Annotated in this window: 7 protein-coding genes and 1 riboswitch; of the genes, 2 read left to right on the top strand and 5 right to left on the bottom strand. The window is 66.5% G+C overall.

What is annotated here, in order from left to right; all coding sequences use genetic code 11:
• Positions 1-143: 143 nt before the first annotated feature.
• The gene (gene gcvP, locus ABQZ09_RS01085; protein ID WP_349775900.1) at positions 144-3,017 is read right to left on the bottom strand and encodes an aminomethyl-transferring glycine dehydrogenase; all 2,874 of its coding nucleotides are present in this window, start codon (positions 3,015-3,017) and stop codon (positions 144-146) included.
• A 90-nt stretch (positions 3,018-3,107) separates the two neighbouring features.
• A riboswitch (glycine riboswitch) is annotated at positions 3,108-3,222 on the bottom strand.
• 264 nt (positions 3,223-3,486) lie between these two features.
• Between gcvP and ABQZ09_RS01090 the strand changes: the two genes are divergently transcribed.
• On the top strand, positions 3,487-4,740 hold the full coding sequence (locus ABQZ09_RS01090; RefSeq protein WP_039565791.1) for a multidrug effflux MFS transporter: 1,254 nt from the start codon (positions 3,487-3,489) through the stop codon (positions 4,738-4,740).
• Positions 4,741-4,756: 16 nt separating this feature from the next.
• On the top strand, positions 4,757-5,161 hold the full coding sequence (locus ABQZ09_RS01095; RefSeq protein WP_349775901.1) for a hypothetical protein: 405 nt from the start codon (positions 4,757-4,759) through the stop codon (positions 5,159-5,161).
• A 276-nt stretch (positions 5,162-5,437) separates the two neighbouring features.
• Here ABQZ09_RS01095 and ABQZ09_RS01100 read toward each other — a convergent pair whose 3' ends face one another.
• The 4 genes from ABQZ09_RS01100 to ABQZ09_RS01115 all read right to left on the bottom strand — a co-directional run bounded on the left by ABQZ09_RS01100 (position 5,438) and on the right by ABQZ09_RS01115 (position 12,205).
• The gene (locus tag ABQZ09_RS01100) at positions 5,438-7,372 is read right to left on the bottom strand and encodes an XVIPCD domain-containing protein (protein ID WP_349775902.1); all 1,935 of its coding nucleotides are present in this window, start codon (positions 7,370-7,372) and stop codon (positions 5,438-5,440) included.
• Between the two features lie 132 nt (positions 7,373-7,504).
• On the bottom strand, positions 7,505-9,523 hold the full coding sequence (locus tag ABQZ09_RS01105; protein ID WP_184552483.1) for a M2 family metallopeptidase: 2,019 nt from the start codon (positions 9,521-9,523) through the stop codon (positions 7,505-7,507).
• A 259-nt stretch (positions 9,524-9,782) separates the two neighbouring features.
• Positions 9,783-11,444 (bottom strand): phosphoethanolamine transferase, encoded by a 1,662-nt coding sequence (locus ABQZ09_RS01110; RefSeq protein ID WP_349775903.1) that lies wholly within the window; start codon positions 11,442-11,444, stop codon positions 9,783-9,785.
• On the bottom strand, positions 11,441-12,205 hold the full coding sequence (locus ABQZ09_RS01115) for a phosphatase PAP2 family protein (RefSeq protein ID WP_349775904.1): 765 nt from the start codon (positions 12,203-12,205) through the stop codon (positions 11,441-11,443). Before ABQZ09_RS01115 ends, ABQZ09_RS01110 begins: the two co-directional genes overlap by 4 nt.
• Positions 12,206-12,234 lie beyond the last annotated feature (29 nt).

The following is a 12,234-nucleotide window of genomic DNA, read 5'->3' on the forward strand; positions in this document are numbered from 1 at the left end:
CGAGGCTCTGCCAGTGCGGTAAGGACGTCCGCCATCATCCCGACTGCACGTGTAGGCCAGGCAAATGAACGAGGCGCCTTGCGCGCAATGAAAAACCCAGCCGTTTCCGGCTGGGTTTTTTGTTTGCAGCATGCGTGCGCTACTCAGGCTTCGGCGTCTTCCTTGTACGCGTCCACCGGGATGCAGGCGCACATCACGTTCTTGTCGCCATAGACGTTGTCCACGCGCGCCACCGGCGGCCAGTACTTCTGCTGCTTCAGGCTGGGCAGCGGGAAGGCGGCCAGTTCGCGCGGGTAGGCATGGGTCCACTCGCTGGCCGAGACCTGTGTGGCAGTGTGCGGGGCGTGCTTGAGCGGGTTGTCCTCGCGGTCCAGGCGGCCGTCCTCGATGGCGCGGATCTCTTCGCGGATCTGGATCATCGCGTCGATGAAGCGGTCCAGCTCATGCTGCGATTCGCTTTCGGTGGGTTCCACCATCAGCGTGCCGGCGACCGGGAAGCTCAAGGTCGGCGCGTGGAAGCCGAAGTCGATCAACCGCTTGGCGATGTCTTCGGCGCCGATGCCGCTGGTCTTCTCCAACGGGCGCACGTCGAGGATGCATTCATGCGCCACCAGCCCGTTGCGGCCGGTGTACAGCGTCTTGTAGTGCGGGGCCAGGCGCTTGGCGATGTAGTTGGCATTGAGCAGCGCCACCTGCGTGGCCTTGCGCAGGCCGGCGCTGCCCATCATGGTCACGTACATCCAGCTGATCGGCAGGATGGAGGCGGAGCCATAGCTGGCCGCGCTGACCATGCCCACATCGCCTTCGCCGCCCAGCGTTCTCGGTAGAAACGGCGCCAGATGCGATTTGACCGCACACGGGCCCACGCCCGGGCCGCCGCCGCCGTGCGGAATGCAGAAGGTCTTGTGCAGATTCAGGTGCGACACGTCCGAGCCCCACTTGCCGGGCTTGGCCACGCCGACCAGCGCGTTCATGTTGGCGCCGTCGGTGTACACCTGGCCGCCATGCGCATGCACGGCTTCGCAGATCGCCACCACGTCTTCTTCGAACACGCCGTGCGTGGACGGGTAGGTGATCATCAGCGCGGCCAGGCGGTCGGAATATTTCTCCGCCTTGGCGCGGATGTCTTCGACATCGACGTTGCCGTTGGCATCGCACTTGGTGACCACCACGGTCATGCCGCACATCTGTGCGGAGGCCGGGTTGGTGCCGTGTGCGGATTCCGGGATCAGGCAGATGTCGCGATGCGCTTCGCCGCGCGAGCGGTGATAGGCACGGATTGCCAGCAGGCCGGCGTACTCGCCCTGCGCGCCGGAATTGGGCTGCAGGCTCACCGCGTCGTAGCCAGTGCATTCGACCAGCATCGCTTCCAGCTCGTCGATCAGCTGCGCGTACCCGGCCGACTGTTCGGCCGGGGCTAGCGGGTGGATCGCGCCGAACTCCGGCCAGGTCACCGGGATCATTTCGGCGGTGGCGTTGAGCTTCATGGTGCAGCTGCCCAGCGGGATCATGGTGCGATCCATCGCCAGGTCCTTGTCGGCCAGCGAACGCATGTAGCGCAGCAGTTCGTGCTCGCTGTGGTGGGTGTTAAACACCGGGTGGGTCAGGAACGGCGTCGTGCGCAGCAGGCCTTGCGGCAGTGCATCGGCGGTGGCGGCATCCAGCGCGTCCACATCGGCCGTGGCACCGAACAGCTGCGCCAGCGCGACCACGTCGGCGCGCGTGGTGGTTTCGTCCAGGCTGATGCCCACCGCTTCGCTGTCGATGGCGCGCAGGTTGATGCCGGCCGCACGCGCGCGGGCGTGGATGGCGTCGGCATCGATTGCCTTGACGTGCAGGGTGTCGAAGAAATGTTCGCCCACGGTAACGCCGGCGCTGCGCAAGGCAGCAGCCAGGATCGCCGCCAGGCGATGCGTGCGGCGCGCAATGCGGGTCAGGCCATCAGGGCCGTGGTAGACCGCGTACATCGAGGCCATCACCGCCAGCAGCACCTGCGCGGTGCAGATGTTGGAGGTGGCCTTCTCGCGGCGGATATGTTGTTCGCGGGTCTGCAGGGTGAGGCGGTAGGCCGGGTTGCCGGCGGCATCGATCGACACACCGATCAGGCGGCCCGGCATCGAACGCTTGTAGGCATCGCGGCAGGCCATGAAGGCCGCATGCGGGCCACCAAAGCCGAACGGCACGCCGAAGCGCTGCGAATTGCCGACCACGATGTCCGCGCCCCATTCGCCGGGGGCGGCAATCAGGGTCAGCGCGAGCAGGTCGGTGGCCACTGCGACCAGGCCGCCCTGTGCATGCACCGCCTCGGCCAGCGCGGCGTGATCGCCGATATGCCCAAAGCTGTCCGGGTACTGCAGCAGCACGCCGAAGCATTCGGCCTGCAGTGCTTCTTCCGGCGTACCCACGCGCAGCACGATGCCCAGCGGCTCGGCGCGCGTGCGCAGCAGTTCCTGCGTCTGCGGATGCACCGCGTCGTGCACGAAGAAGATGTCGGACTTCGATTTGGCCGAGCGCTTGGCCAGCGTCATCGCTTCGGCCGCGGCGGTGGCTTCGTCCAGCAGCGAGGCGTTGGCGATCTGCATGCCGGTCAGATCCGCGCACAGGGTCTGGAAGTTGATCAGCGCTTCCATGCGGCCCTGCGAAATCTCCGCCTGATACGGCGTGTAGGCGGTGTACCAGGCCGGGTTTTCCAGGATGTTGCGCAGGATCACCTTGGGCGTATGGGTGCCGTAGTAGCCCTGGCCGATGAAGGTGCGCTGCACCTGGTTCTTGCCGGCGATGGCGCGGATCTTGGCCAGCGCTTCTTCTTCGGTGATGGCATCGGGCAGCGCCAGCGCGGCCGGCGACTTGATGTTGCCCGGCACGATGGCGTCGGTGAGCGCATCCAGCGAGGCGTGGCCGACCACCCCGAGCATCTGCGCGATTTCCGCGTCGTTGGGGCCGATATGGCGTTCGACGAACGCGCCGTGGTGTTCGAGGTCGCGCAGGGAAGACGGGGTCTGGGACATGGCGGGCATCCGGGGCAGGGGACAGACGAATGGTCGACGCGTCCCGCAGCCGGCCCGGCGCGCATGGCGCACCGCAACCCGCCGTAGCGACGGTCTTCCTCGCGCCCCTCTGTCCTTTTGCCTGAGAGTTTAAAAACGCGGCATGGCGCCTGGCCTGCCTGCGTTCCGTGCCCCTTCGGCGCCGGCATCGGCCGGTCTCTCCAGAGTTGTACTGCGGATGGTATCGGGCCTGAGCGATTACGGGCTGTTGCGCCTTCGGCAGCGGCCGTGCCGCTTCTCCCACCGTGTTGCCAGCCGATTATAGCGTGGCTGCGCATGCTGGCGGGCCCGCGTGGGTCGCCGGCAACGGCCCGTGCACTTGGGTTTGCTTAACCTCGCCGGCGCAAGCGCCTATCATCGGCGCCCTCACGCGCTATCCGGTGCCGCCCCCGGCGGATGCCGGCGTGCGTCCCGGATGCATCACGTTTCGGATCCCTGCATGACCCCCACCACGCCCTCCACCCGGCGCATGGCGCTGCTGCTCGCCGGGCTGGCGATGTTCGGCCCGTTTTCCATCGACACCATCTTCCCGGCGTTCTCGCGGCTCAGCCGCAGCCTGGCGGTGGACCAGGTGGCGATCCAGCAGACCATCAGCGTCTACCTGCTGGCCTATGGCGTGATGAGCATCGCGCACGGGCCGCTGTCCGATGCCTGGGGCCGCAAGCGAGTGATCCTGGGCGGGCTGGTGCTGTTCATTGCCGGCTCGATCGGCTGCGCGCTGTCGCAGGACCTGCCCACGCTGCTGGCGTTCCGCGCCTTGCAGGGCCTGTCGGCCGGAGTGGGCATGATCGTCGGGCGGGCGGTGATCCGCGACCTGTTCCATGGCCCGGACGCGCAGCGGCTGATGAGCCAGGTGTCGATGATCTTTGGCATCGCGCCGGCCATCGCGCCCATCATCGGCGGCTGGATTTTGCTCAGCGGTGCCGGCTGGCCGCTGATCTTCTGGTTTCTGGTGGTGTTCGGGCTGGTGCTGCTGGTGGCCACCATGACCTGGCTGCCGGAAACCCACCCGGTGGAGGCACGCACACCGCTGCAGTTCAAGCGCCTGCTGCAGGACTACGTGCGCATCGGCTTCAATCCGCGCTTCCAGCGGCTGGCCGCGGCCGGGTCGTTCAATTTCGCCGGCATCTTCCTGTACATCGCCTCGGCGCCGGTGCTGATCATGCAGCACCTGGGTCTGGGCGAGGGCGACTTCGCCTGGCTGTTCATTCCCACCATCGGCGGCATGACGCTGGGTTCGTTCCTGTCCGGGCGCATGGCCGGACGCATGGAGCCGGTGCGGCAGATCCGCATCGGCTTCATCTGCTGCGGCGTGGCAGCGCTCGCCAACCTGGGCTACACCTTGTCGGTGACGCAGATCGCCCTGCCATGGGCGGTGCTGCCGATCTTCCTGGCCGGCGTCGGCATGGCGCTGATCTTCCCGATCCTGGCACTGGCTGTGCTGGACATGTACCCGCAGCAGCGCGGGCTGGCGTCCTCGCTGCAGGCCTTTACCCAGTTGATGACCAATACCGTGGTGGCCGGCGTGCTGTCGCCGCTGCTGAGTGAACACCCGCGGCATCTGGCGATCGGGATGACCGGTTTTTTCTTGCTGGGCTGGCTATTCTGGCGTTGGGAGCGCCGCAGCGGCCGCCGTCTACGGCACCGCCAGGCCACCGAGGCAGTGCCTCTGGAGCCGGCCGACCACCTTTGATCCCACAGGAGCCCGCATGTCCACCGATTCCAAGTTGCGCCGCGATGCCCGCAAACGCGCCGCCGAGCGCCAGCGCAACCAGGCTGCCGCCAAGGCCACGGCCGACTCGCCGATCGAACCGCATGCAGAACTCCGCGACCAGCAGCGCACCCTGCTGGCCGGCATCGTCCGCCGCGACGGCGAATGGGTGCTGGGCATGGACGGCCGCATCGCCGGCGAAAGCACCAGCGCCGCGCAGGTGCTGGCGCTGATCATGCGCGCGGCCGAACTGCACGAACGCCAGGGTACGCCGGTGCGCCTGACCTACTCGGACGCCCTTAAGGACGCCGCGCACGCCGAAGCCCGGGCCGACGGCATGGAGTTTGAACAATTCAAGACCCGGCTGAGCGAGCGGCTGCAGGGCGGCGCCAAGCTCAATTGAGCCACGCTCGCCGTGTGCCTTCGCTGGTGCCTTGAGAGATGCGCCGTTTAGAACGGGTTATCGGGTTACCGGGGTACCGGGTTGCTGTGCCTGCTGCAAGGATGTGCAGCAGGCCGGTGTTAGATCTGCTGCCTGGCAGGTGTGGCGCGCGGTATCACCGGCCAGCCAGCAGATCATCGTTCCCGTCCAGCCCACCGGGCCAACATCGCGGTTGGCCATGCGTGTCTTCGAACGCTTTCGATCGGGGAATCCAGGTGCAGCCCCCAGCGCGCAGTCTCAGCGCGCCTGCGCCTGTCGCTGCGTTTCCTGCTGCGACGCCTGCGCCTGCGTGGCGGCATCGCGCTCCGTGCCGGTTTCCAGCGCCTGCAGGCGTTGCAGGCTGTTGGCAATGGGCTCCTCCTGCACAGCCTTGGCATCGAAGCTGCCCCGCAAATGCGCTGGCGAGTCGAGCGCTCCCTGCACCACGAACCCGCGCGCGGGATCGTTGCCGAGTAGCACGTGATCGACCCGCTGCAAGCCATTCTCGCGTGCGGCTACCACCGACCCCAAGGCCAGGCGTTCGCTGTCCATCCCGGCCGCAGGGCCGGGCGTCGCCTGCAGGCGCTCCACTGCCGCCGTGCATTGCTGCAGCAATGCATGATCCGGGTGCGTTGCATCGCGCGGGTCCGGCAGCGTCGGGGTGGCGTCCGTCGGTCGCGGCAGTACGGTGGCATCCACACGCTGCAGCTGGCCGTCGTATGTTCCGTCGGCACCGTCGGCGATGCGCTGCAGCCGCTCGGCAAACCCATAAGGCGATCCACCCACATTGCGCGCCATCGCGATTGCGAACTGCTCGGACGACTGCGACGGGGCGTTGCGGTCGCCGACCAGCGCCGTCAACGCGCTGCCGCCGATCTTGCCGGCGTCGGCGCTGGCGCGGGTCTGCTCCAGCAGTGCCTGCATCTGCACCTCGCTGAATTCCAGCGTGGTTTTCTGCCCTGGCGCGATTGCGCCAGTGCCCGCCATGTCGCCGCTCAACGCGCTGTTGAGGGTCTGCGCGATCGCCTTTTCCTCGCTGGCCTCGTTGCGCCCGCCCAGGCGCTGCAACAAGCCCGGCGCGGCCACATCGCCATCGATCTCGAAACGGTAGCTGCGCTGCTCCACGCGTTCGGCATCGTTGCCGTCGTACTGGCGCACGATCGTCAGCGGCACGTTGTCGCCGTACTGCAGCTGCTGCACCACGGTGTAGCCGTCCTGGCCCGGCGTCCTGATGCGCACCTGGCTGCCTTGGTTGCGGTTGCCGGCGACATCGGCGCTGAGCGGGCCCAGTTCCAGCTGCAGACGCTGCTGCGAGCTGAAATTGATCCGTTCCAGCGTCTGCATCTCATCGACGCCGGGCACGCCCGGGGCAATCTTGCCCTCGCGCACGAACGCGCCCATGGCCGCAAGCGCACGCGGATCGGCCAGGTCGAATTGCGCGCTGTGCACCTGCGACTGGCCCAGCGAGTCGGCGCGTCCGAGCAGGGCCTGCGCCGGTCCGGCCTTGATGCCCAACGCATTCACCGCCTCGATGGCCGCGTTCGGCCCAGTCACCACCCGCACGTGGCGCTCGTCGACGCGTTCGATCATGTAGCTGCGGCCGCTGGCTTCGGTGATCTCGCTCTGCGTGCTCAGCGATCGCAGGCTTGCCGAGGATTCGCGCTGCACAAAAGTCTGGGTGTCCATCACCGCGCGTGCGCCGATCGGAAGGCTCTCCGGCTGCAGCGGATTGACTCGCCTGGCGGCTTCCAGCGGTTGATCGACACCGGGCAGCGTCACTACGTAGCGCATGCGCTGCCCGGCACTGGCGCCTGCCTCGATGCTCAGCTTGCTGTCGCCGAGCTTGGATTGCAGGCTTTGGTGCTGGCCGGTCTGTGCGTCGGCCTCAAGGCTGAAGGTGGTGGTCTTTGCATCGGCATCGCTGAGCATGCCTGCGCTCAGCGCGCCGCCGCGACGCAGGCTGGTCTCGCCCGGTGGCTGCGTCGGGCTGCCGCTGCTCTGCTCGCTGGTCTGCGAAACTTTGGCCGACTGCTCTGCCGGGGTGACCGAGATGGTGCCGCTTCCCACCTTCGCCGCGTATTCGCTGTTGGAGCTGCTGTAGGTCGGGTCGAACGCGCGATCGTTCGCATCGTCGATGAACTGCGTGTTGCGGTCCACATCGCGCGCGTCCGGGCCGGTGGAGGCGTTGCTCATTAGGATGCTTCCTGCATGCTGCGCCTGTGCAGCGGGCGCGCAGTATATCGCCGGCGTTTTAGGCGTTTATCAAAGGAACGTTAGGCGGCGGCCCTGGTGACGGCCGCCGCATGCCGCAGCGACAGCGGCGCGTCAGTGCAGCGCGGCAGGCGCAGGCGCGTTGCTCGCGGCAGCAGGCGCAGTCGCCTGCCACCCGCACATCTGCCCCTGGTTCTGCTGCTTCAGCCACTCGCTCATCGGCGCGAAATATTCCAGCATCGGGCCGGCGTCGAGTCTGTCGCTGCCGGTGAGTTCCTTCAGCGTGGTCTGCCACGGCTGGCTCGCTCCACGTTGCAGCATCGACCAGAATTTCTGCCCGGCGTCCTTGTTGCCGTAGAAGCTGCACTCGTACAACGGGCCCTGGTGGCCGGCGGCCTGGCACAGGCCCTTGTAGAACTGGAATTGCAGGATGTGCGCCAGGAAGTAGCGCGTGTAGGGGGTGTTGCCCGGCACATGGTATTTGGCGCCGGCATCGAAGAACGCTTCGTCGCGCGCGGTTGCCGGCGCCACGCCTTGATAGCGGGCTTTCAGTTCCCACCAGGCCTGGTTGTAGCGCTCCGGCGGAATCGAGCCATCGAACACCCCCCAGCGCCAGCGGTCGATCATCAGGCCGAACGGCAGGAATGCCACCTTGCTCAAGGCCATGCGCATCTGCGAGTTGATCAACGCCTCGCGGCCGGCCTGTTGTTCGCCCACCATGCCGATCGACTGCAGATACCTGGGCGTCATCGCCAGCACGATAGTGTCGCCGATCGCTTCATGAAACCCATCGTTGGCACCGTTCTGGAACAGCGGCGGCAACGGGTTGTAGGCCAGGTCGTAATAGATGTGGCCCAGCTCATGGTAGATGGTGGTGAAGTCTTCCTCGGTGGGTTTGATGCACATCTTGGTGCGTACGTCCGCACCGATGTTCTGGTTCGCCTCGCCGCCCATGTTCATGTCCCAGGCGCTGGCGTGGCAGACCACATCGCGGTCCAGCGGTTTGATGAACTGCGAGCGCTGCCAGTAGGTGTCCGGCAACTTGGGCATGCCCAGCGAGGTGTAGAAATCCTGCGCGCGCTCGGTCATCTGCCTGGCGGTGCGCAGCTGCGCCTCGCGCTCGGCATTGAAGCGTGCCGCGGTGCCGCCGTCGCCACCGGTATTGCGTGCCAGCACTGCGCTCAGATTGCCCTGGTACTGCTTTTCCAGGGCTGAAGTGATGTCCAGATCGCCGGCGCCGGGGTAGGGCTGCAACAGGTCCCACAGATTGCTCCAGTCCTGCTGCCACATGTTGCCCATCAGATGCGCCGGCAACAGGCCGCCGGGAAGCTCGCCCTTGTCCTTGCCGTATTGCGTGTCCAGCTTGCCGCGCGCATAGCACTGCAGCTGTGCGTACAGCGGTTTGACCTGCTCCCACAGGCGGTCGGTTTCGCTGGCCAGCTGCTGCGGCGGCATGTCGTAGCCGCTGCGCCACATCACGCCGACATCGGCAAACCCCAGGCCGCGCGCGCCTTCGTTGGCCAGCTCGGCAAAGCGCTGGTAGTCCTTGCGCATCGGCTGCGCGGTGCGATGCCAGCCCTGCCAGGCATCGAGTTGTTCGTTGTAGTCGCGGCTGCTGGCCAGTACCTGCTCCAGCTCGCCCAGCTGGCGGCAGCGGCGTTGCTCGCCATCGCCCACACAATAGGTTCCGGCGCCGTAGTCGCCTTCCATCTTGGCGGCGATGCGGGTGAGTTCGGCCAGTTTGGCCGGGTCGCGCGGAGCGGGCAGGGCGCTCATCAATTTGAGCAACTGCAGCGCACGCGCGCTGTCGGCCGACATTGACGTGCCCGCGTAGTGCTTGGATTGTTCGATCCAGCGATCCAGCTGCGCCAGCGAACGCTCGTTGGCCTTGGCGGCCAGCAGTTGCGAATCGCCGTTGATGTAGGTGGACGACAGCCACTGCGCCGCGGTGACTTCCGGGTAGGCCGCCTTGTACTCGGCGCTGATGCGCGCAACGAACTGGTCGGCAGTTTCGCCCGGCGCGGCGTTGGGTGCGGCCGGCGTGACCGGCGGTGCGGCATCCTTGCGACAGGCCGACAGCGACAACGCGCCGGCGGCAACGGCCAGCGCCAGCAACAGCAGACGAGGATTCACGGGTGGTCCTTGCGGTGAAGTCCGGCGAAGGCTAGAGCGCGCCGGTCTTCAGGGCAAGCGGTGCGGCGGTCGGCGTCACGCCGCGACGATCGATCCGGGCAGCAATCCGGCAGAATGGTTGGCGCGCGCGCAGACCCTGGCAGACCAGGGTCAGGCGGTGTGATCGGCGCCCAAGCTGCAACGCCGCAGGTGGAGATGCGGCGCCGAGCACCGCCCGCGCCCGCCTGCTGCGCGCGCTGAAGGCATGGACGCGCTCAGCTCAGCGCTTGCCCGTGCATTGCGCGAACACGTCCCGCTCGCGCGCATACACGCTGGTCCTGACCTGCATCAGGCCCAGCACCGAAGGAAACAGCGCATCCTGATCGGTGTACTGCCCGGCGCGGTGGCGCAGGCAGGCCTCGTCCAGGCCGCGGTCGCGCGCGAACTCCGGCGAGAACCACATCACCATCGGCACATGGGTCTGCTCCTTGGGCGCGATCGCATACGGCACGCCATGCAGGTACAGGCCTTTTTCGCCCAGCGATTCGCCATGGTCGGAGAGATAAATCATGGCCGTGTCGTAGTCCTGTAGCCCACGCAAGGTGTGGATGGCCTGGTTGAGGAAATGGTCGGTGTAGCTGATCGAATTGTCGTAGGCATTGACGATGCTCTGGCGGCTGCAGCTGCCCAGGTCGGCGGTCCTGCAAACCGGTTTGAAGCGTTCGAAGTGCGCCGGATAGCGTTCGAAATAGCTCGGGCCGTGGCTGCCCAGTTGATGCAGTACCACCACGCGGTCGCCAGGCTTTGCCCGCACCTGCGCGGCCAGATCGCTTAGCAGGATTTCGTCCATGCAGCGGCCATCGGCGCACAGGCCCGGCGTGGTGGCATCGTCGAGCTTCTGCAGTTCCAGTCCGTCGCATACACCCTTGCAGCCGGACTGGTTGTCGCGCCACAGCGTGGAGATGCCGGCGTGTTCGAGCACATGCAGGAACGATTGATGCCCGCGGATCCTGTCTTCGTTGTAGTCGCGGCGGCCGAATGGCGAAAACATGCAGGGCACCGAGACCTCGGTGCTGGTACCGCACGAATGCATGTCCGGGAAGTTGATGACCCCGGCCTGGGCCAGCTCAGGGGTGGTCTGGCGCGCATAGCCGTTGAGGCCCCAGTTCTGCGCACGCGCCGTTTCGCCCAGCACCAGCAGCAACAGGCGCGGGCGGCTGCCGGCAGCGCGCGGTGTGGCCGTGGCGTCGTGTTCGATCGGCTGCTTGGGCGCATGCTTGATCGGCGATTCGGATTTGAGGTTCTGCCGCAGCGCCACGATGTAGTTGATCGGCGTGGCCAGATAGCGCACCTCACGGTGGTTGCGCATCAATGCCGAAATATCCTGCGACGACAGCAGCGTGCCCGCAGCGCCCACCAGCGCGACCGCCAGCAAAAACCCCACCCGCACCAGGAACGCCCTGCCCACGCTGCGAGCGCGCAGACGCGTGTGCCACAGCAACGTGGTCGGGATCAGGAAGTAGCCCACCAGCGGCAAGATCAGGCCGGGCGTGAGCAGCTCGCGCGACTCCTTGTGGTCGGTATGCAGCACGTTGCGCAGCATGTCCGCATCCAGATAGACGTTGTAGCTGTCCATGTAGTGCGCGGCCAGGGCGGTGGTGAACAGCAGCAGCGTGAGCAGCGGCTTGGCATTCCAGCGCCAGACCAGCACCCCGAGCAGCAGCGCATGCACGGCGACCAGCAGCGCCATCAATGACACCGCAAATCCAAGGCTGCCCGGATGCGTGGCCATTGCGGTGCGCCAGAACAGCTGGTTGCACACCAGCGCGAAAAACAGGCTCGACAGTAATACCAGCGCTTCGGTCGACACTGTCGGCCGCGTACTCCATGTCAGCGCGCGCAGGCCACTCCGCCCGCGCGGTTCCGGTAACCAGGTGCTCATGCTGCGTCCCCCGATAGCAACATCAAACCAAGCGCGCGACGCGGTCGTTGCAGCATCACGCCGTACAGTGCCAGTGCGCTCACCCAGCACACCGCCAACGACCAGACATCGTGCGAGAGAAAATGCGCGCCACGCAGTTGTTGCGCAACACCGAAAATGAGACCTGCTGTCAAGCCTGCGAACAAGCCTGCAAAGCGCCATGCAGGACGGAGCGCCAGCGCACAGAAATACAGCGCCACCCACGCATAACCGGCACTGGCATGGCCTGCCGGAAAACAACCGGACGCAGCAATGCCGTTGCGCGATTCAAACAGCCCGATCATCGCGTGCGTGCCGCCATAGCGACTCAGATCCCACGGGCAGTCCATCGCAGTCCACGACTTGAGCAACGACACCAGCGAGGTCGACAGTGCGACCGATGCGGCCAGATACGTCAGCGGCCAGCGCAATCCCTTCAGACGCGGCCGGCACCACGCAAGGCTGGCCAGCACCAACACGCTGACACCGGCAGTCGTGCTCAACCCTTTGCCCACACGGTGGATCACGCCGCTGGTAAACCAATGGTCCTTGAGCAGCCAATGCCCGCCTTCCAGCCGATACAGCGCGTCGGCAATCCACTGGTCGCCACCGGCGCCCATCAGCAGCGCACTCGCCAACAGCACGCAGGCCAGCGGCAGCCACAGATGCCGAACAAGAAACTGCGCCTGCAGATCGCCGGCGGTGTGCGCCACGCTGGGCGCATGGAAAGGAAACGAGCTCATCGAGATGCCGGTCTGTGTCAATGCCCGGC

The sequence above is a fragment of the Xanthomonas sp. WHRI 6106 genome, from assembly GCF_040202405.1.
GTDB classification, from domain to species: Bacteria; Pseudomonadota; Gammaproteobacteria; order Xanthomonadales; family Xanthomonadaceae; genus Xanthomonas; species Xanthomonas cannabis.